Consider the following 24,320-nt stretch of genomic DNA (forward strand, 5'->3'; position numbering starts at 1 on the left):
GCTGCCCCGGAACAAGATCCGCGAGTGCATCGGAAACCTGCTGGACGGTGGGAGCGCGGGCGACGGCAGCATCCGCGGTGAGCTGCAGGCGGGTGGCGACGTCGGAGGGGATCATGATGGCGGCTTGTCGGGTGCGCTCGCTTCGAACGCCTGAATTAGTGGCCTAAGGCATTCCATCCGGTGAGCACAAAGATCAAGAGCCCTTTTCTGTAGCGCCTGTGTAGCAGATAGTGCTTCAGATGTCACCTGTCGTTGCTGGCTAGTGCCGAGCAATGCGACAGCGGTCTCTAGTGGTTCTGCAAACGAAGTCACGGTGTCCCAGTCACCTCGTTCGGCAGCAGAAACCACCTGCTGAAGCATACTGTCCAGCTGCGAAAGAGAGGCAGCCCTCATGGTCAAGGTTAGCCTTTTGCCGCTTCGCCACGCCCAAGAGCGTCGCCCATGTCGCGCCAGGCACCGCCAATCTCTTGCAGAAGACTTCGAACCTCACGTAGTGCAATTAGATCGTTCTGAGTGTTTGCAGTCATCAAGCGACGGACCATGTAGTCATAAAGTGCCGCAAGGTTCTGCGCCAGTTCACCTCCAGCCTGAATATTGAGGCTGGCGGAAAGCCCGTCGGAGACAATAGAGGCTGCTTTTGCGATTGAATTCGATTTCTCAGCGATATTATTTTCATTCATATGCCGCTCAGCCGCATCAAGCGCTGCGATTGCACCATCAAACAGGAGCATTATCAGCCGGTGCGGGTCTGCGCCGCGAATATCCGATTCGCGATCAACTTGTTGATAGGCGGCGATTGGACTGGAAAACATTTGCGCCTCCAACGGCGGAAAAGCGATGATGATGCTATCGTGGGGTAAGCTGGCTGGCGAGATAGCTGCTGGTCGCCTGCAGGGAGCTTACCATGCGATCGAGAGCGACAAACTGTGCGCGATAGCGTTTTTCCACGCCATCAATGCGAACTTGAAGAATCGACTTGTTGTCGTTGTAGTTCTTGACTTGAGCATTCAGGCCTTCGATACGGCTCTGGATCACGCCGCCGGTACCCTGCAGGTCTGCAATTGCACCCGCAAAAGCCGAGCCAAAAGCATTGATCGTCTGAACGACATCGGCCTGGTTGCTGCTGATGAGGCTTGATAGCTTGCTTGCATCGAGCGACAGCGAACCGTCCTGTTTAACCGAGACGCCGATTGCCGACAGCGATTGAAATGTCGCAGATGCGAGTGCAGAAGGTGTGGCCGTGCGGGTTGAGTTAAGAACGGTCTGCAACGTTCGGACGGTGGTTTCGCCATTGAGCGGCTGCGCCTTTTTGGTCGATGCGTCGTAGGCGCTGTTTTCCTTGACCAGAGAATTGATACCGTTGAAAGCGTCGACAAAAGCTTGCACTGCGTCTTTGATTTTCGTGCTATCGGTTTGTACCGTCAGTGTCGTGTTTCCAACCTGCTGAAGGTTGATTGTCAAACCTGCCACCGTTGTCGTTGCGGTGTTCGAGGAAGCTGTCGCAGGTATGCCGTCGATAGAAAATGCTGCGTCTTGGGCGGTCGAGCGTGCCAGTCCGACAGTGATGTTGTCGAGCGCTGCAAGGCCGACCAGGCTGGCGTCCGAACCAGCACCCGCCGCGAGGGTAAACGCTCCGCTGCTGCCCGTTGTCGTGCCAGTAAGCACCAACCTGTCACCGCCGCTACCAGAAACCACTGTTGCGGAGACGCCGATATTCGCTTCGGTTATCTTGGCTCGAATGTCTTGCAACGTATATGAAGGCTGGCCAGTCAAATTGACGGTCTTGACGACCCCGTTGACGGTGAACTCCAGGCTACCCGGACCAAATACCGTCGCATTGCCATAGGCGGTGGAAAAGCTTTTTTGCGCTGTCGCCAGTTGCGTTACCTGGACAGCATAGGTACCCGGCGTCGCGTTGAATGCAGCGCTCGCAGTGGCGACCGCTGTATCGCTTGAGGTCGCAGTGACTGCGTTCAGGTTGAGCGGTGATGAGAGCTTGGTCGATGCCGAGGCAAGTGCGTCGAGCCTTGATTTCAGGCGACCGAACGTCGAAATTTTCGCATTGGTTGAAGCAAGCTTGGCCTCAAGTGCCACAAGCGGCTGCCGTTCTGCCGTCATCAACTTCGACAGAACAGTGTTCAAATCCATTCCGGCGCCAACGCCAAGCGAACTAAAAGCAGCCATGATGACGCCCTCCCAAATCAAGCCTTATCGCGCAAAAACAGCCCCTGTAGTTTATCCAATGCACGGGCGATCGCAACAACCTCTTCCGACGGGATCTGGCGAACCACTTCATTTGTAGCCGTATCGAGCACCTTGACCACACGGATGCCGGATTGCTCATCAATCGAAAAATTGATTTCTTTCCCGGATTGCGCCACAAATTCCTTGATCTGGCTAACAGCCTCGGTCACTTCGGAGCGAGTCGGCTCAAGCCGCTGCGCAGCGTTCTCAGAGGTCACAGCTCTGACCTTCGCGTCGAGCGATTCGACGGTTTTTCCAGGCTGCGCAGGCCTTAGCTCAATATCCGGACGGATATTTGCGCTACCAGCACTTGCTACTGCCGGCGGTACGTTCATGTCGTTTCCTCCTCGTGGAGAAAGGTGCGAGAGTTCAGGAGAACCCTCGCACCGTTCTGTCAGGATGATCCTTTACTGGATCAGCGCAGCAGCGTGAGGACGTTCTGCGGGATGGCGTTGGCCTGGGCGACCATGGCGGAGCCGGCCTGCTGGAGGATCTGGTAGCGCGACAGCTGAGCGGTTTCTGCTGCGAAGTCGGCGTCCATGATGCGGCTCTTGGCGGCGAGCTGGTTCTCGTAGTTCGTCTCGTACGACTGGATGATGAACTGCTGGTTGTTGATGACCGAGCCGGCAACGGCGCGGTTCGAGGCGACGCTTGCGAGGGAGGTAGTGATCGCCCCGGCTGCAGTCGTAGCGCCGCCCGACGTGGCAACGCTTCCGCCCGGGCCAGCAACCGACGAGACACCGTTGGCGAACGCGGTCTGGCTGTTAAGTGTGGCGTTACCTTGGACCGTTGCGATCGAGGTATTGAGCGCCGTGTATTCCGAGTTGATGTAGCCACGCTCGGTGTCGGTGATCGTGGTACTCGACGCCTGAGCGGCGAGTTCCGACATGCGGAGCAGGATGTCGCCGACCACAGCGAGGGCGCCGTCAGCGGTCTGAGCCTGCGAGATGATGTCGGAGGCGGTGCGGATCGAGGCGCTGATGCCACGGGCCGACTTGTCCATGCCGAGGGCGATGGCGAGGCCGGCGGCATCGTCCTTGGCGCCGTTGACGCGCAGGCCGGAGGACAGGCGTTCGACGGCGGTGGCGAGACCGATCGAGTTTTTGCTCAGATTGCGCTGGGCATTCAGGGAGTACAGATTGGTGTTAATTTGTGCAGCAGGCATTTTGGTTCTCCTGACAGTAGGTTGGGTCTTGGGACGACTGTGCGGCAGGTTTGGTTATGTCTGCTGCTTCGTCGGCCCATCGGTGCACGAAGTGACCGCCGACAAGTTCTATTACGGAACTGAGGCGTGATACTTGAGGAATTTTCCGGTTGGTTTGTTCGGCCGAGGGTTTGAGAGAATTTATATCTAAATAAAACAAAGGGTTGTGAGTAGATGAGCTTCATGGAAGATGCTGCTGTCAGCAAAATCGAACAGCTTTGCGCTAACGGAGACTTCAAGCAGATGGAAATGGAAGCAGCTGCCTTGACGCATGCATTTCCTACCTTTGCCAAGGGATGGTTGCTGCTTGGACAGGCGCTACTTTCGCAAGGGAAGCCCGCGATTGGCGCGCTGGAACGTGCACAGACTCTCTTTCCTGACGACACTGAAGCTCTGGGTCTGCTGGCGATTGCCTATCAACGGGCGGGCGAGCATGAATCGGCTTACCACCTTTTCTCTAGCCTGTTGTCGTTGAGGCCGCGCGATCCGGTTCTGCACTACAACATGGGGCTTCTACTATTGGAGATGGCCCGCCCGGTCGACGCGGAAGCTGCTTTCGCTTGTGCATCTATGCTCGTTCCCAGTTGGGTTGAGGCTCGATTCAACCGGGCGGTGGCAGCAGAGGAAATGGGGGAGTTTGGAGCGGCAACTCGCCATTATGAAGAGGTGTTGCGATTACGTCCGGATTACGCCTCTGCACATTTCAATCTTGGCCATATGCATCGCAAACAGGGGGCCATGGCCGACGCGGAGTTGGCATTTCGCGCGGCCCTTCAGGTGAATCCTGCATATGAACAGGCCGCTATTGCACTTTCGCAGGGGCTTGAGGCGCGCGGAGCGATCGAGGACGCCGCTTCAACATTACGCCGATTTCTGCTCGCCTCTCCCGGAAATCTGGCAGCGGAACTCGGGCTTGCCGCCATTCATCTGCGCAAAAAAGAGTTTCATGACGCGCTCACCCGTTTGCGGCGTGCGGTAATGATAGATCCTGCAAGCAAGACTGCCTGGGAGAGTCTGGCCGCCTGTGAACTGGCACTAAACAACCGGGAAGAGGCCTGTAACGCCTATGCGCGAGCGGTTGCGCTCTGCGGCCCGTTGCCGAAACTGGTGATCCCCTATGCCAACCTCTTGTACTCGGATCGCCAATTCGACAAGGCTACTGAACTTCTTCGTAAGGTTCCGCAGGATGCGGAAGACTATTGTAACGTCGAGGAGATGCTGATCCGAGTTATGGCAAGTTCTGGAGATCTGCCCGGCGCAAATCGAACTCTGCGCGCGGCAATGATATCCCGGCCTGGTGCAGCGACCCTGCAAGTGCTTGCAAGTTGGATAGCGCAGCTTTTGGGGGACCTCAGTGCGGCCCTCATTTCGGCGAAACGAGCAGTGGCTCTGGACCCGGAGAATACAGAGGCGCGTTCTATGTTGCTGTTTTTATATAACTATCAGGCGTCCGAGGCACTGTCGTATCGTGTTGAGGAAGCTAGAAAATATGGAGCACTAGTCGCCAGCAGGGTACGTAAGCCCTATGTTACCTGGCACTGCGAAAATGCGCCTGCTCGCCTGAGGGTGGGGCTGGTATCGGGAGACTTCCGGGAACATGCGGTTGGCCATTTCCTCGACGGGGTGCTGCAAGCCTTTGCCACAGATGCCAGAGGATTGGAGTTGTTTGCCTATCCCACGTTCGAGGAGGGAGGTGTGCTGGCAGCCAGGCTCAGAGGAAATCTGTCCCGCTGGCACTCACTGGTTGGCATGACGGACGAAGAGGCGGCGGCAAAAATTCATCAGGACGGCATTCACGTACTCATTGATCTGTCCGGGCATACGATGCATAACCGTCTGCCGGTCTTTGCCTGGAAGCCTGCGCCGCTCCAGGCATCTTGGCTCGCCTATTTTGCGACGACGGGGGTGTCGGAGATTGACTACGTCCTTGTCGACCGGGTCGGAGTACCTTGCAGTGACTCTGCCGAATTTACCGAAAAGATTTGCTATCTGCCGGATACGCGCCTTTGTTTTTCAGTGCCGGAGGGAGCGTCTGCGGTGTCTGATCTTCCTGCGTTGCGTCGTGGCTACCTTACTTTTGGCTGTATCCAGAACCTGCAGAAAATCACCGAAGAGTTGCTTGGGCTCTGGGCCGACATAATGCGGGCTGTTCCACACAGTCGGCTGCGCATTCAGGCCCCTCAATTGGTGAGTGAGGAAGGCGTAAGTTCTTTGCGGATGCGCCTCTCCACCCTCGGCATTGCGCTCGACAGAGTTGAGCTCACGCTGCCAGATGCAAGAGGAGGGTACCTTGCAGGTCTATCCGAAGTTGACTTTCTGCTCGACACTTTTCCGTTTCCTGGCGGGACTACGACTTGTGAAGCGCTCTGGATGGGGGTGCCGACACTGACGCTTGCCGGAGCAACCCTGCTTGCTCGCCAAGGGGCCAGCATCCTGACAGCGGCGGGATTGCCGGACTGGGTGGTGCGGGATGGGAAAGAATATGTCGACAAGGCTGTTGAATTCAGTCAGAGCACCGATCGACTGCAGAAATTGCGCAGCACGCTGCGCGAACAGGTACGCCACTCTCCGTTGTTTGATGCCGAGCGGTTTGCAACAGGGTTTGCCCAGACATTGTGGGCGTTATGGCGCACGTCCGCAGGAGGGAAGGCATAGCAATGAAGCGAGGAAAGGTGCGAGAGTTCAGGAGAACCCTCGCACCGTTCTGTCAGGATGATCCTTTACTGGATCAGCGCAGCAGCGTGAGGACGTTCTGCGGGATGGCGTTGGCCTGGGCGACCATGGCGGAGCCGGCCTGCTGGAGGATCTGGTAGCGCGACAGCTGAGCGGTTTCTGCTGCGAAGTCGGCGTCCATGATGCGGCTCTTGGCGGCGAGCTGGTTCTCGTAGTTCGTCTCGTACGACTGGATGATGAACTGCTGGTTGTTGATGACCGAGCCGGCAACGGCGCGGTTCGAGGCGACGCTTGCGAGGGAGGTAGTGATCGCCCCGGCTGCAGTCGTAGCGCCGCCCGACGTGGCAACGCTTCCGCCCGGGCCAGCAACCGACGAGACACCGTTGGCGAACGCGGTCTGGCTGTTAAGTGTGGCGTTACCTTGGACCGTTGCGATCGAGGTATTGAGCGCCGTGTATTCCGAGTTGATGTAGCCACGCTCGGTGTCGGTGATCGTGGTACTCGACGCCTGAGCGGCGAGTTCCGACATGCGGAGCAGGATGTCGCCGACCACAGCGAGGGCGCCGTCAGCGGTCTGAGCCTGCGAGATGATGTCGGAGGCGGTGCGGATCGAGGCGCTGATGCCACGGGCCGACTTGTCCATGCCGAGGGCGATGGCGAGGCCGGCGGCATCGTCCTTGGCGCCGTTGACGCGCAGGCCGGAGGACAGGCGTTCGACGGCGGTGGCGAGACCGATCGAGTTTTTGCTCAGATTGCGCTGGGCATTCAGGGAGTACAGATTGGTGTTAATTTGTGCAGCAGGCATTTTGGTTCTCCTGACAGTAGTTCGCACTTGGACCGGTTCGGAATCCTTTTAAATTCCGGGTCGGCCCGTCCAGATACGTTGATTGCCGACAAATGCATCTACGGAGCCCGAGGAAATATCTTTAGGGGATTAATTCATTTTCTATTTACAATCCGCTGCGGCTCCCCCCATTTTCCTCTCAACTCTGCCAGAAGGCCCGCCATGACTGAGGATGTCCGTGACTTACCGATGTTGGTGCCGAGATTTGTTACCCGCTTTTCCTGTCTCAAGGGTGAGTGCCCCGATACCTGTTGTTTTGGCAGGGATGTGAATGTTTCAGAAGACAGAATGGTTTTTTTTCATGGGCTTCAGTCATCAATGGGGGCGGGCGGTGGACAGTACTCCTGCCCTGAAACGCAGACGCTGGCGCAGGGTGGTCGTGTTTGCACCCAGGGTTCCGGGGCCGCCTGTGCCTTGCTGTCATCGGAGGGGCTGTGCCTGCTGTGGCAGGCGGCGGGTGAGAATGCCCTGCCTGTAGTCTGTTACAACTACCCGCGCATTTCCCATCTGCTCGGCGCTAGGGCCGAGCAGACACTTAGCTTTTCCTGTCCGGCTGCCGCGTCCAGAGCCTTGATGGATGACGATGCCTTTGTCTTCGAAGAGGCCGCGGTACCGCTTCCGGCAGGCACTATTCTTGAGATCGAGGCTGCGACAGGGTTTGATCATGCAATTATAGACGAGGCGAGGATACTGGCCCTTCAGTTGCTTACAGAGGACAGGGTGTCGAATGCCGAGTGTTGGGTCGCGCTTGGGATCCTGTGTGACCAGATCGACCAGTGCTCATCACGCTTGCAACCGACACAGCTTGCCGGTGCCCTGCAGGAAATCGTTGCGTTCGTCGAATCCGGCGAGGTTCAGGAGGTCGTGGGCAGAATCTCGGCTGCCCCCGCGGCTACGGGCAGCGTCATCGCGCTGCTGCTTGGGGATATTGTCGCCAGTGCGCGATCACCTCATCAGCAGCGGATCATGTCTAGGGCTATGGCGGGCCTCGGATGGGTAGCGGGCGCATCCACTGACGTACAAGCCATCGGTCGGCGCTATGCCGAGATTCTTGAGTCACTGGAATCTGATACGTCTCGGATGCTTGATCGCTGCTTGCGTCGCTTTCTGCTAAACGAATCCTTCCAAGCGGCTTTCCCGTGGGGCAGACAGGGGCCTGCAACGCAGCAGTTGCGTGAACTGGTTGTCCTTTATGGTTGCTTGCGACTGCTGCTCGTCGGAGCTGTCGCGAGCGGTGCCGGGGGGTGGGGCGATAAATCGATGGTGGCAACCGCCCAGGTATTCGCCCGCATTGTGATGCATACCCCGTCGTTCTTAGTCCGGGCCAACCAGCTGCTGCTCGCCAGCGGGGGGGGGCATCTGGCGAAGCTGATGCAACTCGTCCGCTGATGGATACGGCGCGCGCTATGACGAAGCGCTAAACCGCTGCTTTCGCAAAGCGGGATTTTCCGTAGGCTGGGGAGGCGTGCTTTTCGGCCATTTTCTTGCGCCCCTTTTTACTGGCGGGTACTGGGCCTCACCTTGTCGGCACAAGGTATGGCGGTGGTTGTCGCGTATTGTCGGCCCGCCGAATATCTGCCGGTGAATGCCAGTGTACGTTCCCCATGCGCTCGGTTCCGTTTGTAGAGGCGGAAGCTAGGTTGTCGATGCTTGGAGCAAGCATGCCACCCGTTACCGCCGGCGTGCTTGTGATCGTAAGCGTTTCGGCGGTGCCTTCGAGGCCAGAATGCTAGCTGTTCTGGTTTGATCATCAGCGTTCGTTACCAAGTGCGGCCTTAGAAATATCTCCGGTCACGTCTGCCAGAGTTGCTGCCAAGCTGGTAATTGCTGCGGCATCAGCCAGCGCTCCAGAACATGTTGTCGTAGAATGTCGCCGTCCTGACGACATGTGTCGGGGTGCTGAACGTACGCAACGATTGCTTCAACCCAGTTGTGTAGATCATTGCCGGTGAGGCGTACCGGCAGGCCGGTAGTGTGGGCGGGAATATCAGTGGCGATGACCGGAATGCCCAGATAGCCGTACTCAAGCAGTGGCAGATGACTGGCGCAGTGGTTGCGTGGTGTCATCGCGAGCGGCTGGATCGCTAGATCGAGATTGAGACTCGCCAGCTTGCTTGGGTATTGCTCGGCGGAAAAGGCCTTGTAACGTTCGCCGGCACAAGTGGCCAATGCCTCGGGCAAGTCGCCGATAAAAACCCAGTCGACTTTGTCGGCCAGTGTGATCACCACCGGTGCGATCATTTCCAGATCCTCCTCCGTACCGCGCCAACCGACGCGCAATTTGGCTCCTCGACGCCGTTCGCTCCGGTCAACATTCCACAGCGTCGGGTCCAATGCGTCTGGAATGACGGTGATCCGCTCCGTCCAGTTGGGTAGCTGGACAGCGAGCCAAGCACTGCCTGTCACGTAGCGATCGACAATCGCCTCGGTCTGTCGCAGGCAACTTCGGATGCGACGGAAAGGATCGTCTTGATCGGTGGTACCAATGCTGGCATCAAGCAATCCATCGAGTTCAAGAATCACCGAGCAGCCAATCAACTGCTTGCATATGTCTAACTCGCGCAGCTGGTGCGGCGTTACCGGGGTGAGGGCGTGGAGATGGTTTGTGCCCAGACGGGCGAGTTGTACCGGTACCGGCAGGAACTCAGCCCAGTGTCCGCTGACGCTCCCTGCCTTCGTGGCCGCACGTAATGGAGAGACCAGTCGGTAATGTCCGGCCGCGCTGCCATTGGCATAGGTGGCGAAGACCTTTGGCTGGTCGGGCTGGGCGAGTGGATCGGGTATTAAGGCCGGATCGGTTTCCAGTGCTTCGTGCTTGCCGTCGAGCGCAAGGCGGGGATTGAAGGTCGGATCTTCGACAAGGCGGCGTCCCCATTTTGCGAGCAGGGCGTTGCCATCGTGCTTGTTGCCACGCAGCGTGCCGTCGCTGTCGTGTAGCAGCGTGGCAAACGGCGTCCACAGGATGCGATGGCCGGCAGCGCGTACCTTAAGACAGAAATCGATGTCGGCACCGCGGGCAGGGAAGTTGATCGCGTCCATGCCTCCGACCTGTTGGAAAACGTCACGCCGAACCATCATGCAGGCGCCGCTGATGGCTGACACTTGATGAACCGACTGTAGGCGTGAGGCAGTTACTCGGGTATCCGGGCTAAGCCCGGCGAAGGGGCTGTCGGCAAGGCCCATCTGCATCGGTACGATGCCTGCCTCGGCGATCGTGCCGTTGCTGGCGAGCAGGCGGGCGCCGGCGATCCCAACGCCAGGGCGCAGGCATTGCTCCACAAGAGCATGGATCCAACTCGGCTGCAGCGCCTCGACGTCGTCGTGCAGGAAAAGCAGCAGGTCGCCACTGGCCAACTCGGCGGCGGCGTTAGCGACTGCGCCAGGATTGAACGGGTAACCGAAGGCCGCGACCCGGAAGTTGGGGGCTGCAGAAACCGCTAGATTGTCAAGATAGGCACGTGCGCTAGGCTCGACGGTGCCGTTGTCGATGATCAGGCACTCCAGATTCGGGTAGTCGGTTACTTCCATTACCGCGCGGACGCAGGTTTCGAGACCAGCGCCGTTGTCTTTGGTGGGGATGATTAGACTGACCTTTGGCGGTTGCGCGACCGGGTAGCGGATATGGACTAGTTCTTCGCGAAGGCCGGGCATAACGTTGCCGGAAACGCCGCATCGTACAAGATGTTCGAGCACGATCTGCTGGCGCAGGGCGATAATCTGCGGATTGGTCGGCAGGAAGGGCTGATTGTTGCGATGGCGGACCAGGTATGCGCCGGCGACGTGGCCGATGGCTGCAGCCCCGCTTTGCTCGTAGAGGCGCAGCGCCGCATCGAGTGTGTCGATCCCGGCCGGGGCCACGCGCCAGCCGCCAGCATCACGCCAACGCTCGGTGCGCGCCAGCAGCAGGCCAAACGGGAAATTGCCCGCGCGGACGAGATCGATGTCGAAATCTGGGAGGAGGTGGAGTTGAATGCGTTGGCTGTCCACTGCGGTGTCAGCCGTGTCGGAATAAAGCACCTCAGGTGCTGTCGTATCGATAATTCGGCCCGCAAACATTGCCAAGGCAGTTGGCGCGAGGCAGTCGCCGCTTCTGACAATACCGGACCATTCCGCTGTCGAGGCAGCCAGCGCTTCGCGTGCAGCTAGCCAGTGATTCTCCGTTTGCGGCAAGCAGCGCCGGCCGTTTCCTGCTGCTACGTCGATGATCGACGGCGGGGCGACGACGGTGATCGCGAGCGTTGGATAACATTGGATGTCCAGCGACTCGAGTGTTGCCGCAAGCAGCGACCGGACGGGCTCGGTGGCGACGACGATTAGTTCGATTGACTGCAAGCGCTCCGAGCGCAGTCGTTCGCTAGCGATGGCTGCGATAGACGGCGTCAGCGTGGGGAGTGTTGCCGACGTGTCTTCGGCAGTGGCCTCAGTTGCAACCTTGCCGGCGTAGAACCGGTTTATTTCGTCCAGATGCCGCAGCCGCTCCCGTCTGGGAATGCACCATGGCATCGTTATTTTCGAGGTGGTGGTACATTCGTGTTGCTGCGTTTGAGTGACGAGACGCTTGATCTGCCACCAGCGATAGCTTTCCGCCTTGTCGTCCGTGTAGCAGGCTTCTGCAATTTCCCCTTGGGCTCTTTCCAGCGCACCGGCCTCCGTTGCCAATGCGATGCCCTTGAGGTCGAGAATGCTGGGATCGCCATGTCGGTCCCAGTAGTCGCTGGGCATAATCAATACGGGGCAACCGCAGGCAAGCGCTTCCGGAATCATGCTCGAGAGTTCGTAACACAGGAGGGCAACCGACTGACGGAAAATTTCCGCGAGTTCGTTCGCCGCACGGGGTGTTTCCAGTCCGAGGCTGAGTGCGCCGGCAGCGATTTCCGGCGCGACCCGCCCGCCGGCAACGAGGTATTTGTTGGCGTAGTAGGCAAGTCCATTGCGGCTTTTATCGTTCTGGTTTTCTTTGTTATTGAATATTGCTGTATCGAGCGTCGGCAGATTGAGCAATTTGCTGTCGTCGATGCCTGTCGGCAGGCACCAGTTGGAAAAATGAAAAATAAGATCAGAAGGCTCGAAATGGGTGTCGCCGCCGATATGGCCGGGGCGGTTGAGTAACCACCGGGCGATAATTGGTACCGAAAGTGGGTTGCCGGCAACGACTTCGGGATATATGGCTATTGGGGTTCGCCCACTCAGAAAATGTCGCCGAATGATTCCGTCCGTAAGCTGCGGGGTGCGCAGAGATGGGTGGGTCATTGCTGCAGGGGTAATGTAGGCTTCCTCTCCCAGCTCGTTGAGGGCGTGACAGAGATAGTGCAGACAGCGAATTCCGGCCGACGATTGCCTGTAGTCCTGCGCCCAGATGTAGTAGGGGCGGCGCAAGGCCGAAAACATGCTTAGCTGTCGTTTGGGCGGGAGGTGATCGTTCGGCTGCTCATCGGCGGCATAGCCCAGCAATGCTTGACTATCGCCTAAGAAAATTTGAAAAAGGTTGTGTATCGATGCATCGAAGTCGTGGTCGTGCCAACCAAGGCGGAGATTGCGCTTCTGAGCTTCGAGCCAAGGCGAAAGGTGGCGGCGAATCGCGCTTTCGACGTTTTCTCGAGGAGGGGTCAGACCGCAGCGAGCGAGAAGCGAGTGGATGCTGGCATCGGCATCGCGCAGGATGTCTTCGTAGCGGATGATAATTGTTTGCGGGTCGGCTGGCAGGCCTCGCAGGGCTTCAAGCGCCTTTGGCAAGTTGTGGGTGATCACCATTTCTATGGCGTCCGCCAAACTGTGGCGCCCCAATCCTATGGCTTCTCCCTGTTGGAGGAGGTGGTCAGCAAAGCTTATGGCGACCTCTCGAAGATCGCGCAGGACAACGATGTTCCTCCAATGGCAATGGAGGGTAACGGAGAGGGGGGATGCATCAAATTGTGGCCGCGTCAGATAGCGTGGTCGTGAGTCTGACGATGTGTTCCCCTCATCGATGCTGTATCCACAGACGGGAGCGATTTCACGTAGTACGCTGTCAATGACGTCCCAGCCAGAGCAGGGCAGGTCGAATAGAAGGATGTTGGCCATCGTTTCTCGGATAAGGCGAGCTTCGCCAATTGTTTCGTGTCCTGACCGGAGATTCATCGCCAATGCCTGATCGTTGCCTATTTTTAAATGTAGGCAGCCATATCTTCGATTGAATCGATCTCGCCCCATTCCCCTCGATAGGGGAGTGCCGTGATCGTAAGGCGCTGTCCTTCAACGACCTTTTGCAGCGTGCCTGTCATGTGCATTCGGTCACGTTGCTCCTGTGTCAAATCTCCACGTATCCGCTCTACTTCGGACCATCCTTGCGGCGTAAAGCGTAGTAGACCCATGTATTGTCCCTGTACCTCATCGACTGATGTCGGCCTGTTTCCGATCTCCAGCAATGTGTTTTTTTCCGACAAACGGAAGGTTTCCGCATCTAGCAGCGGATCCCCGAAGCGCCGTGTCCAGAGTTCCAGCCAGTTCGGGTCGTAAGTGACGGCCAGCTTTGCGTTGCATTCGATCAAGGATCGCACGGCCGCAGGCGTATAGAAGATATCCGAATAGCTGACGATGCACGGCTCAGCTTTCAGCCAAGACTCGGCGCAAGCCAGCGACGACACCATGTTGGTTTCAGCCCACCGAGGATTGTAGAACTCGACGAGCCCTCGATCGAGCAACAATTCACGCTTGTAGCCAGTGACGATCGCAATCTCACATATTCCGGCAGTGCGCAGGGCTTCCAGCTGCCAGTCAAGAAGCGCCTTTTCCCTAAACACCACTAGGCATTTCGGTCGTTCGTCGGTCAGATGTTTCATGCGGCTGCCGCGTCCTGCGGCGAGGATGATGGCTCTCATGGCGTTGCTCTGTCGCTTGTGTGGGCGCTGATAATCGGCGGAAACTTGCTGTCGGGTGCTCGGTTTCACAAGAGGGGCGGGAGGGAGGTCGGTATCGATATCAGCAGCTGTCTTGTTGGCTAGCCTAGACATGCAGTAGGCTCCTGGCGCGCAACAAGTCTGCTGCGGCGAAATCCGTTTCCCTCTCCGGGTGCCACATCCATCCTTCCCATGGTAGCGCCAAATGGCGAATGGCTTCGATCTCGCCGTCGTTGCTGCGTGCAAGCACTTCAAATCCGTTTGGGCAATCGACCAGCGAAAAAGCGTGATAGCTATTGACTTCGGTATCAATTATTCCCGAGAGTCGGTGCCGGGTAAGTATATGTCCGGATACCGGGTGCAGGGCAGTTCCGGCCCAGTGCGCGAGCATTTGCATGCCCCTGCAGATGCCAAGCACGGGCAACTGTTTGTCTCGCGCTTGGTCGAGCAGCCAACGTTCCGTCCTGTCACGCACTTCGTATTGACCAATGTCGTTGCCGCCCGAGAGGACGATGGCACCGATGGCAAGCGTTGTCAGCCAGTCATTCAGCCGTACTTGAGCCGATTCCTCTGTTGTTTCGTCCAAGGAGAGATTGTTGGGTACTGGAACCGGAAGGCATCCTGCCGCCAGAAGAAACGAAATAAGACGTTGATCCAGCGCATCCCGAGTCTCTCCTCTTTCGCGATGGAAATCGATGCGCTGAGAAACGGCGACAATTTTCATGACAGGATATCCACCCGCCGCCCGGCACAATCCAGGTGAAGTTGGCGTGCTCCAGACCAGCGACGGTAGAGTATTTCCCCTGCACCTATGACTGATGGCAAACCCAGCTCGCCGGCGCGGATAGCCATGTGAGAATTTGCCCCACCCCACGCCGTAATCAAACCGGAAATAGGATAAGCGAACAGCCAGTCGAAGCCGGGGTCTGCGTTCGGGATACAGACGATCGCACCGGACAGCCTTTCTCGCGCATCACATCCCACTACCGCAGCGGTAACTTGCTTCTGGGTAATAAAATTTGGGGCCGTCTCAGGCCATTCAAAAGCCCATACATCGTCAGGAGATGAAATCAGTGGCGGCAGAGAGATCCGTAGCGTCTCCGCGTAGCGAGCCTTGCCTTGCTCGATGCTGCGCAGAAGGACCTCCGTAGGGTCGGCTGCGGCGACATGCAGCTCCTTGAATGCGCCGATATCGGAATAGGCGAGGTCATCCCGGCTAAATCCGTGCTGGGCACCGACCTCTGCCATCAATGCCAAGGCGTCCGACAGATTGCGCGTGAAATGGAACTTGGCCAACTCGCGAAGTTCTATGCCCGCCTGCATGAAATCGAACAGTCCCACCGGGTCCGGTTGCAGGCCATGAGCCTCCAGCAAGCTTACGATTTCCCGCATTTGCGGTAGGGTTAGGGCAAATGGCTGGACAGATTCCGGTGCGGGCAGTCGCTGATTCCAGTCGAAATAGATCGTCGGTGCTTCGTCGTAGCGCGGCGAGAGAATGTCGTAGGTGCCGGGGCGCAAATGACCATACCGGGCGAGGAATGTTGTCTGGTCAAGGGTGGCGCGGTCGCGTGCTAACTGGCCGCTGATGGTCGATATGCTTGACATGAACGCATCGAAATCTGCAGGGGAAAGCACTCCGACGGCCACCAGCGATTTAAGCATCTGCACGGCGACAAAGCCCGCACGGGCCAATCCTGCAAACGGCAAGGTCCCGTACCGCTTTGCATCCTCCAGCAGCCAGTAGATTCGAGCCAGTGGATCGGCCGTGGAAGCCATCAATTGCTCTCGTCGCGCATTGAGGGTGTCGAGTTTTGCCGCATCGCTGCGCCATAAGCCGTCCTTGGGGTGCACTATGCGATTGGTCAGTTTGCGCAGGCTGTGAGCGATTGCGTCCCGCTCATGTTTTGCGAACCCGGCCTTTGCCAGTCTTTCCAGCCTGCTCGGCAAATCCAGCGTATAGCACGAGAAAACAATCTCGAATTCCACCTTGTCGTGCAGAGTCGGTTCGGCAAGAAGACGGTCGATATAGTGATCGACGAGGCGCCCGGCCAGCCCGTCGTCCAGATCGGCCGGAATGAAGGAATTGAAGGATAGGCGTACGTCTATGTACGGAAGTCCGAAGAAATGGGGCATCAACGGGAAGCTGCGCAGGTTCCGGTAGCCATAGTTGTGCCGTTGGTAGGCCCAGATGGCGTCGGTGATCAGTTCTCGATACAGCGATAGGGCGAGTGGCTTGGGGCGAATGCCGACAATTTCCGCGGGGTTCCAATCCGGCATGACGCCATAAACCGTGCGTCGCCCCATCAGGAAGGGATGTGGCTGCATGCCACGCGCCATCTTGTGCTGAATGCTTTCCAGCCGCGCTGCCTGATGGGCTGAAGATTCAGGAGGGGACGAAAGGATAAGCGGTCGGGCCTGCAACAGCCAGAGTATTTCCTCCTCTCCCTCGCGAGTCACGGCAAACTCGCAGTCGACGGGCGTTCCGCCGAACAGATCGAGAAGTTCGTCGAGCATCGCAACGATCGGCGCCATGCTTGGTGGCGGCGTGAGTGTACTCGCAGCTGCCTGCTGCCAGACGCGCCCCCCCGTGCCGCTGGTTACCGCCGATGTGTTGCAGCCTTCCGACCAGTTGACCATGCGATAGGGAGCGCAGGTATTTGGGTCGTGCGAGAACGCTACACCGGCGCGGATTACCCCGCCCAGCATGGGTTGAATCAAGACCTCGTCCTCCGGCAGCGGGGCCCCGTAGGAGGCGATGACTTGAGCGACGGCCGTTGCCAGTTGCTCTGCATCCACGTTTGGCAAGGACAGGTAGGCACCGGCGTTGGATGTTTCAAGGTTGTCTTCGCGGTAGCAGCTGGAGCGGACGATCCATGGCCCCTCGCCTAGAGATTCCCTTGTCGCGCTCAAGCAGGACGGTTGGTCTGCCTGCCAATCGGCGACTGTGAGCGTTCTCAGCGGTGCGATGCGCGCCGATTTCATAATTCCTTGCAAACGGTTCAAGGTGCCTGCCTTGGTTGAGAACGCGAGTGCCATCGCTAATCAATCCCGGCGGCGTGCCGACCAAGCACGGGTCAGATACGTCGCTTCGATGACATTCAGATCGGCGATTCGCTGTTCGACAAACGACAGGAATGCATCGAATTTCTCCGGGCCGAGTTGCACCCGCAAGTCATTTACCGAGCGCCACGCGCCCAGATAGCGCGCCGGCGTCATTTCGATGACGTGACGCCCCTCCAGGTAAACGACATCATCAAAGTATGGAGACGCCCACAATTGCTCGGTGAGGGTTTCCGTTATGCCTGAGCGGCCGGAGGAAACGCGCTTGATGTTCGGGCGCAGTGTGTCTAGGTGAGCTTCGATTTCTACCAGCAGGGGATTGACTTCAATCAGGCGAGGGTTCCATAGCGCGCAAAAACGTCCGTTCTGTCGCAGGACACGATGAAATTCGCGGGTCGCAGTCTCGAAATCGGCCCAATGGAAACTAGACGCCATCGTCAGCCAGTCGACGGAGTCGGTTGGCAAGCTGGTCTGTTCGGCGTTTCCCGCCAGCCAACGGATCGATGTATGCCGACAGTCGGCGATGCCGTTGCTCCGCATGTCCTCGTTCGGCTCGACAGCAACGATCGACTTGACACCCGCTGCATACACCATGCGCGTCCAGATGCCAGTGCCAGCACCAATGTCTGCGAAGTCGATGGCGTCTGCGGGTTTGTTGAGTAGCCCAAGCAGCGCCTTGAGAACCGATGGGCTATAGTCGGGGCGATGTCGGGAGTAATCCTTTGCCAAACCGGTAAAGTCACCTGGAGAAAGCTGTCTGCTCATTTCTTTTTCCTTGAATCCATGATCGTTATCAACTCTTCCGCAGCTACCGAAGCGGCCTGCCCTGGATCATACGGAACGATCAAGTCCGCTGCCTCCGGGATGTCAACTGGTAGATCCAGCCCGGCCACGTTAGCGAGTTCGCCTGCATCAAAACGGCGATATATGCCCTTCGGGTCTCGACGGCGCAATTCGTCGAGCGGCACCTTGAGGTATACCTCGAAGTAGCCCGGCAGGTTCTCGCGGTTCCATGCGTGGACCTCTCGAAAAAGGGAAATGGTGGCAATCACCACGGTCACCCCCTGGGCGGCGATGACGCGGCAAAGGTGTGCGTACTGCATGGCCAGCGACAGTCTTCCTTCGCGCCCGTGGTTGCTCGCATTGGCGGCTGCGGCGCCGAAAACCTCGCGCAACTCGTCGCCGTCGAGCATGACGACCGATTTACCCGTCGCCCGCAATCTGCCGGTAACCTCGTGCGCAAGCGTTGTCTTTCCTGAACCCGATAGCCCGGTAATCCAGATGACGGCTCTATCGGTGTTCAATTTCTGCTCCCTGTATCCCTGTGGTGCGCATGACGCTCCGGTTCGTGCAGATGGTCATGCGGGTCAACATACAACATAGGAATCTTCGTGTCTTTACCTTGTCGGCGATGGCGCTCGCGCATGGAAGTGAATACCGGTCACGGCATCGAGGGCGGATACCCGAGCAACTCGATTTCCCGACCTATCTTCTCGTCATATCGGCGAAGCAACTCGGGGGGAAACAGCGTTTTCCATTCCCCACTGACGCCCTTGCGAACCATGTAGCCGGTCCGGATCGTTTCTCCGGTTTCTCCACGTTTGCGGCCGGCAACGGCCTCAAAGCTGTATTTTGCGATCGTGCGCTGGATTTCGGTGTCCGACATGCGCTCGCCGAAATCGGCGTCAAAGTATCCGACATGGTCGAGAATGCGTTGTATGACGGATTTCATGTCCTGCACCATCTCCTTGAACGTGATCGTCATGCAATCTGATCGAATCCACTCGACGGCGGCTTTTACGTGCGGTGGCTGGATGTGCTCGACCACCACTTCCAGAACCTGCTGAAGGTCCTTTTCTCCCAATGCGCGACGCATATGGAGATCGTGCGCCCAGGAGACCGCGGCATCGCGAGGGTCTCTGTGCATGAATATGAATCGATAAGCCGGATTCCCGATCAAACCCGAGAAGGTTTCCACCGGATCGTGCGTCCAATGATAAAAGGGTTCCTGGATTTCTCCCCGATTGAGTTCGTCTCGCAAGCGATGCGTTCCTTCCGGACCATACGGCGTAAAAAAATAGCCGCTGTGCGAGAAGATGTCGCGCAGGATGGGGTCCACTGCCGAACTGCCGGAGTTCGGGAGGTTGCAAAACACAATGTTGAATCTGGACATGGTTTTCAATGAGTCTGTTGAAGGAGAGAGCTGGCGAAAGATACGGGATTCTTCAAGTACGGCACATGACAGTGAGGGGAAACCGCCTTGTCGGAAAATTGGCGATCCTGAAGGCATCCATGGTTGTTTGTCGCGGTCATAGTGTTGCCGCGGACATGGTCTTGAGGTAGTGCAGAGTCGTCCGCACATTGCAGCGAACTGGCAAATGCGACAGGTGTCTCAGGTTCAGCCGATAGAAGGTGGCAAGGCTCAGTCGTTTGGCTTCCTGCGACTGAGCGTCATCGTTGGTAAAGATGCTTTCGACGTACTCGGCTGCAAGCACGAGTGCCGCCAATGCGTGACGCGTCTCCCCTGTCTCCGATGTGTCGTCGGCGATGGACCTTGCGATTGATGCCAGCGGCAAGGCGCGTCCGTCGATGCACGCCATCGCGGTCTCTCGCGCAACTCGCAGCGTGGCGCCTGCAAAGCAGTTCCTCAGTAGCGTATCGAGGTTCTCGTCGCGACGCATATCCGCCTCACCGATCATGGCAAGCCCCGCTTTCTGATAGCCAAGGCGTTCCAGGATCTCGATAACCGGACCGGTGACGAAGGCGAGTGCTGCTTCGTCGTAGCTCTCGCGCCACTCGCCTGGTTGCCCTCTCCTTGCGGTCAGGAATTTCCGGCCCGTTTCCCTTGCCGTCGATAGCATCGCTTGTCGCGCGTTATCAAAGGAGGAGGACTCAATCGCGCGCTCTATCTCGTCAATGGCTCGGTGTATGCCAATGAAGTCGAGTATTCGGGTCGCCGTCTCAATTGGTCGAGATTTCGCATCCTCAAAGCGGACAAGCAGCAATGGCGCCCTAGCTGCCATGGTGAGCCAAAAGGAAACGTAATAGGAAAACGTTTCCAATGGCGGCAACCTGAACAACTTCGGAAAATGGTCTGGCCAGATGTCGGGACGAGCCAGATACTCCGGGAAAGTGAAATGCATTTCGTACTGCCGCCGGTACAGTGAGTGGACCGCATCGCGCGGATCGCGAACAAACAGAATTGTGGGGCAGGCCGGTCCTTCGGCGAAATCGAGACGGTGCTCCCAAACGACTTCGACTGGTTCGCGGAAGCGGAATTTGTTTCGTTGGTGCAAGACTGGCAAATGCCACTTGAGATGGGACTCGGCCGTGGCGCCGATGGTCCATTCTCCGCTGTTACATTGCCAATGGTCCGCGTGGCCCGCATTGGTTGCACGAACGTCGAGGGCCAACAGTAGATTGGCGAGCCACGCAACGCCGCATGAAAAGGGCGGCGAGACGAGATTGATGCGCATGGCAGGGGTTCCCATCTCTGCGAATGCCTGATCTAGTGCTTCCCCGTCACGTTCGATCTTTGCCCGCGCAAACATATTGATTTGTCACGGTTGGGTGTTCGTCGCATCGAGCAGTTGCGCCATAAGCGTCGGCATCGGCATGCCGCTCATGAATTGCTCCCGCCGGATGCGCGCCTCGCTCGCCCATGCATTGTCGGTGAGCCATTCGGCGCAGCAATCGGCGAAACGTCCGGTGTCCGCTTCGATGATGTACGGCGATAGATCGCATTTGACCTCGCATTGTTCCGAGATCAGCAGCGAATCGTTGCTCAGGTGGAAGTGGTAGCGGCTATTGGACGGGTAACGCCAGCGGCCGGTCTGCCGGATGTTGAGGCCGATCTTCGCGCGCGCGACCAGGTCTTCGCGCTGCACGAAGTTGACCGGCTTGGTGGCGACGGCGCGGATGCCGCGCTGCTCCAGTTCGCGGATCAGCGTGTGGCGATGGCGGGTCAGCGTGCCGGTGAAGATGGCGTCGATGTCCTTGTGCTCCGCCGGCTTGTGGCGGACGCGGGCAAAACCTTCGACGTAGCCGTGCGGCAGATAGGCGACCCGCGGGTGCCCCGTCGCCTGCCGGAACGGCTCGACCTGGCTGTCGGCCAGGTGCCAGATGGCGCGCGCCTTCTCCTGGGCAAGCAGGAAGGTCCGGAAGCGTTTCCGCCAGTACTGCGGAATGTCGTAGTGCGAGTCGAGGGCCGGCTCTTCATCGACGTGGCTGAAGTCGTTGAAGGTGTCGCCGGTGACGAACTCGGTGGCGATGATGATGAACTCCGTGCCCGGCGTGCGGGCGACTTCCTTCATGGCCTCGACGAAGTCGTAGGTGAAGCATTCGAGCAGGATGTTCGTCTTGCCCGGCGTCATCTGCGCCTCGAGATCGGCCTTGTGCCCGAGGGCTTCGAGCGAAAGCTTCACCAGCAGCAGGGTGTCCATGATGTGGAACGGGTCCTTGCCGTGGTTGCCGTAGACGAGCTTGAATTCCATCGCCGTCCCAGCCTCAGACGTTGCCGTACTGGTTGTTCTTGAGCATCCGGTAGCCCTTCAGCAGCTCGGTGATGCCGGCGTCGAGGCTGACCACGGGGCGGTAGCCGGTCGCCTCCAGCTTGGCATTGGAAACGATGTAGTTGCGCTGGTCCGGGTCCTTGCCGACCGGGGCCTCGAGGAAAACGAAGTCCGGCACCTGGCGCTTGATGTGCTCGCACAGTTCGTACTTGGAGACGTTGGCGTCCGACAGGCCGACGTTGTAGATCTGTCCGCGCATCGTCTCGAAATTGGCGATGCCGTGCTGGAAGGCGCGCGACACGTCGCGCACGTGGATGTAGTTGCGCTTGAAATGGCTCTCGAAGAGGACGACGAAGCGGTCGTGCGCCGCCCGGTAGACGAAGTCGTTGACCAGCAGGTCGGTGCGCATGCGCGGCGACATGCCGAACACCGTGGCCAGACGGAAGCTGATCGCATTCGCGTGCGCCATCAGGTGGCGCTCGATCTCGACCTTGTCGATCGCGTACTTGGAGATCGGCCGCAGCGGCGATTCCTCGGTGCAGAAGTTGTTGTCGTCGCCGCTGCCGTAGGCACTGTTCGTCGTCGGCATGAGAACGCGCTGCTGCGGCGAGAGCAGCTTGAGCATCGTCAGGATGGCGTCGTGGTTGACCGATTGCGCTCCCACCGGGTCCTGCGAACAGAGCGGCGCGCCGACGTAGGCGGCGAGCGGAATGACGATGTCGGCCTTGGCGAGCAGCGGCCTGATCGTGCTTTCGATACGGATGTCGCCGCGCACGATGTCAAAATCCGGATGGTGGCAGACGTGGTTCAGGCTCGACTGGCGATACATGAAGTTGTCGAGCACGGTGACGCGATGCCCGGCAGCAAGCAGGTCGGGAACCATTGTCGAGCCGAGGTAGCCGGCGCCGCCGGTGACGAGGATGTTGAAGGACACGAGAGTCTCCGTGATCGTATTGTCGGTTAGTCGGAATTCGTGAATAGCCCGCCGGCCCGTCGATAGTCGTCGGGAATGCCGATGTCGATGAAGCTGCCCGTGCATGGCAGGCCGAACAGGCGGCCTCCCTGTGCCATCAGCGTCGGCAGCAGGTCATTCTCCAGCGACAGCGCCCGGCCGGTGTCCAGGCCCGCGGTGGCGCGCGCGAGCGCACCAGGCGAGACGAGGTAAACACCGCCGTTGGCCAGCCGCTCGCCTTCGCTCGCCCCGGTGTCGAGCGAGCGGATACGGCCGTCCTCCGCGAGGGGCATGCCCAGATAACGGCCGTTCTCGGTGGTTCTGAAGAGGGCGAAGGTCCAGTCGGCGTCATGGGCGCGATGCGCCTCGGCGAGTTGATCGAGCGATACGGCGAAGAAGGTGTCGCCGTTGACGACGAGGAACGGCCGGGCTCGATCCGTCAGCCGTGCCGCTGCCAGCAGCAGGCCGCCGCCGGTGCCGCGTGGCGTTTCTTCCACCGCGTAGTCGATGCTCGCCTGCCGGTAGCGCGTGCCGAAACGGGCTTCGATGACTTCGGCCTTGTAGCCGACCGAGAGGATGAAATGGCGGATGCCCTGGGCGATCCAGTAGTCGAGCAGGTGCTCGAGGAAAGGCCGGCCGGCGACCGGTGCCATCGGCTTCGGCAGGTCGGGCACGGCGGCACGCAGCCGGGTGCCCAGGCCGCCGGCCAGCACGATGGCGGTATCCATGCTGCGATCGATGCCGTGCGTCTGCATTCAGACCGCGTTCAGGATGTCGCAGAGGGCGTCGATTTCCTCCGCCCGCAGGTCCGGGTAGTTGCCGAGATAGAAGCCGTAGAAATGCACATGCTCGGTCTCCGGCAATTCAGTGTGGGAGCCCTCGGGAACGACGCCCTTCAGGTAGGGCTGGCGCGCCTGGTTGCCCCCGCCCGCGCTGCCGCGGCGGAACTCGATGCCGTTCTCGCGCATGACGGCCATCACCCGCTCGACGAGCACGTCGTCTGCATCGCGCAGGATCAGATTGAAGGCATAGTTGCTCGAACCTTCGAGCTTGAAGTCGCTGCGGTAGCGCCGGGCGTCGATGCGCGCGAGAAAGCGTTGCAGGTTCTCGGTGCGCCGGCGAACGTTGGCGTCGAGGCGCTTCAGCTGGCTGCGCCCGAGAATGCCACCGATCTCTGTGTTGCGCACGTTGTAGGCCGGGTAGGCGAAGATGAAGTCCGGGTTCAGTTCCGGATGCTCGTTGCGGTAGCGGTCGCGTACAGCCTGGTCGGTGGCTTCGCGCACCATGCCGTGCGAGCGCAGGACGCGCAGTTGCTGGTAGGCCTCGGGATCGTCGGTGCAGATCATGCCGCCTTCAATCGTGCTCATGTGGTGGGCGTAGTAGAACGAGAAGTTAGATACCCAGCCGAAGCTGCCGAGGCGTTTCCCGTCGTGCGTTGCGCCGTGCGATTCGCAGACGTCCTCGAGTAGCCGGATGCCGCGACGGTCGAGCTCGGCGAGCAGTTCGTCGCTCAGGCCGTCGAAGCCCTGGACATGCGTGAGCAGCACTGCGCGGGTACGGTCGTTGATCTTTTCGAGGATCTTTCCGGTCGACATCGACAGCGTGCGCGGGTCGATGTCGGCGAAGACCGGAACGAAGCCGTTTTGCATGATCGAGGCGACGTCGGAAACCCAGCCGAGCGGCGAGGTGATGACCTCGCCCCCGTCGGGGTGGCGGATCTTCAGCAGGGCCAGCGTCAGTAGATTGGCCGAAGCGCCGGAATTGACGAACACGCTGTGCCGGACGCCGAGCCAGCGCGACCACTCCTCCTCGAAGGCGCGCACGTGCGCGCCGTTGGTCAGCATCGGGTCGTCCTGCTTCAGGTGTTCGATGACCGCGTCGAGGTCCTCGCGCAGGATGTTGTTGCGCATCAGCGGAAAACGGAGCGGTGTCGCCATGTTCTTCTTCCTGTCGTGCG

The 24,320-nt window shown here is 59.0% G+C and carries 19 protein-coding genes; 2 read left to right on the forward strand and 17 right to left on the reverse strand.

What is annotated here, in order from left to right:
* Positions 1-401: 401 nt before the first annotated feature.
* The 4 genes from fliS to RKP46_RS03540 form a co-directional block, all read right to left on the reverse strand.
* Positions 402-812, reverse strand: coding sequence for a flagellar export chaperone FliS (gene fliS / locus RKP46_RS03525; protein ID WP_311105340.1), 411 nt, complete (start codon positions 810-812; stop codon positions 402-404).
* 34 nt (positions 813-846) lie between these two features.
* Positions 847-2,184: a flagellar filament capping protein FliD gene (fliD, locus tag RKP46_RS03530; protein WP_311105341.1), complete on the reverse strand. Its 1,338-nt coding sequence runs from the start codon at positions 2,182-2,184 to the stop codon at positions 847-849.
* A gap of 17 nt (positions 2,185-2,201) precedes the next feature.
* Positions 2,202-2,579: a flagellar protein FlaG gene (locus tag RKP46_RS03535; protein ID WP_311105342.1), complete on the reverse strand. Its 378-nt coding sequence runs from the start codon at positions 2,577-2,579 to the stop codon at positions 2,202-2,204.
* Between the two features lie 80 nt (positions 2,580-2,659).
* Positions 2,660-3,409 (reverse strand): flagellin, encoded by a 750-nt coding sequence (locus tag RKP46_RS03540; RefSeq protein WP_311105343.1) that lies wholly within the window; start codon positions 3,407-3,409, stop codon positions 2,660-2,662.
* Between the two features lie 213 nt (positions 3,410-3,622).
* Between RKP46_RS03540 and RKP46_RS03545 the strand changes: the two genes are divergently transcribed.
* Entirely contained in the window at positions 3,623-6,103 is a 2,481-nt protein-coding gene (locus RKP46_RS03545) for a tetratricopeptide repeat protein (protein ID WP_311105344.1), read from the forward strand.
* A gap of 73 nt (positions 6,104-6,176) precedes the next feature.
* Here RKP46_RS03545 and RKP46_RS03550 read toward each other — a convergent pair whose 3' ends face one another.
* Positions 6,177-6,926: a flagellin gene (locus tag RKP46_RS03550; protein WP_311105343.1), complete on the reverse strand. Its 750-nt coding sequence runs from the start codon at positions 6,924-6,926 to the stop codon at positions 6,177-6,179.
* Between the two features lie 201 nt (positions 6,927-7,127).
* Between RKP46_RS03550 and fliB the strand changes: the two genes are divergently transcribed.
* Positions 7,128-8,354, forward strand: coding sequence for a flagellin lysine-N-methylase (gene fliB, locus RKP46_RS03555; protein ID WP_311105345.1), 1,227 nt, complete (start codon positions 7,128-7,130; stop codon positions 8,352-8,354).
* Between the two features lie 402 nt (positions 8,355-8,756).
* Here the strand turns inward: fliB and RKP46_RS03560 are convergent, their stop codons facing one another.
* The 12 genes from RKP46_RS03560 to RKP46_RS03615 form a co-directional block, all read right to left on the reverse strand.
* Positions 8,757-13,025, reverse strand: coding sequence for a glycosyltransferase (locus tag RKP46_RS03560; RefSeq protein WP_311105346.1), 4,269 nt, complete (start codon positions 13,023-13,025; stop codon positions 8,757-8,759).
* Positions 13,026-13,108: 83 nt separating this feature from the next.
* Positions 13,109-13,822 carry a phosphocholine cytidylyltransferase family protein gene (locus RKP46_RS03565; RefSeq protein WP_311105375.1) on the reverse strand — a complete coding sequence of 238 codons (714 nt, stop codon included), beginning with the start codon at positions 13,820-13,822 and terminating at the stop codon, positions 13,109-13,111.
* A 124-nt stretch (positions 13,823-13,946) separates the two neighbouring features.
* On the reverse strand, positions 13,947-14,564 hold the full coding sequence (locus RKP46_RS03570; RefSeq protein WP_311105347.1) for a gamma-glutamyl-gamma-aminobutyrate hydrolase family protein: 618 nt from the start codon (positions 14,562-14,564) through the stop codon (positions 13,947-13,949).
* Positions 14,561-16,876: a PEP-utilizing enzyme gene (locus RKP46_RS03575; protein ID WP_311105348.1), complete on the reverse strand. Its 2,316-nt coding sequence runs from the start codon at positions 16,874-16,876 to the stop codon at positions 14,561-14,563. The genes RKP46_RS03570 and RKP46_RS03575 overlap by 4 nt, the downstream gene beginning before the upstream one ends.
* Before the next feature lie 6 nt (positions 16,877-16,882).
* The gene (locus RKP46_RS03580) at positions 16,883-17,665 is read right to left on the reverse strand and encodes a methyltransferase domain-containing protein (protein WP_311105349.1); all 783 of its coding nucleotides are present in this window, start codon (positions 17,663-17,665) and stop codon (positions 16,883-16,885) included.
* The gene (locus RKP46_RS03585) at positions 17,662-18,204 is read right to left on the reverse strand and encodes an adenylyl-sulfate kinase (protein WP_311105350.1); all 543 of its coding nucleotides are present in this window, start codon (positions 18,202-18,204) and stop codon (positions 17,662-17,664) included. Before RKP46_RS03585 ends, RKP46_RS03580 begins: the two co-directional genes overlap by 4 nt.
* A 137-nt stretch (positions 18,205-18,341) precedes the next feature.
* Complete coding sequence (locus RKP46_RS03590; protein ID WP_311105351.1) at positions 18,342-19,019, reverse strand: sulfotransferase domain-containing protein; 678 nt, start codon at positions 19,017-19,019, stop codon at positions 18,342-18,344.
* Between the two features lie 190 nt (positions 19,020-19,209).
* Positions 19,210-20,376, reverse strand: a complete 1,167-nt coding sequence (locus tag RKP46_RS03595; protein ID WP_311105352.1) for a sulfotransferase domain-containing protein — start codon at positions 20,374-20,376, stop codon at positions 19,210-19,212.
* Positions 20,377-20,460: 84 nt separating this feature from the next.
* On the reverse strand, positions 20,461-21,393 hold the full coding sequence (locus RKP46_RS03600; RefSeq protein ID WP_311105353.1) for a hypothetical protein: 933 nt from the start codon (positions 21,391-21,393) through the stop codon (positions 20,461-20,463).
* A 13-nt stretch (positions 21,394-21,406) separates the two neighbouring features.
* The gene (locus RKP46_RS03605; protein ID WP_311105354.1) at positions 21,407-22,345 is read right to left on the reverse strand and encodes an NAD-dependent epimerase/dehydratase; all 939 of its coding nucleotides are present in this window, start codon (positions 22,343-22,345) and stop codon (positions 21,407-21,409) included.
* Positions 22,346-22,371: 26 nt separating this feature from the next.
* On the reverse strand, positions 22,372-23,118 hold the full coding sequence (locus RKP46_RS03610) for a nucleotidyltransferase family protein (protein ID WP_311105355.1): 747 nt from the start codon (positions 23,116-23,118) through the stop codon (positions 22,372-22,374).
* Positions 23,119-24,300 carry a DegT/DnrJ/EryC1/StrS aminotransferase family protein gene (locus RKP46_RS03615; RefSeq protein WP_311105356.1) on the reverse strand — a complete coding sequence of 394 codons (1,182 nt, stop codon included), beginning with the start codon at positions 24,298-24,300 and terminating at the stop codon, positions 23,119-23,121.
* Positions 24,301-24,320: the final 20 nt, after the last annotated feature.

The sequence above is a fragment of the Accumulibacter sp. genome (assembly GCF_031732815.1).
Lineage (GTDB): Bacteria > Pseudomonadota > Gammaproteobacteria > Burkholderiales > Rhodocyclaceae > Accumulibacter.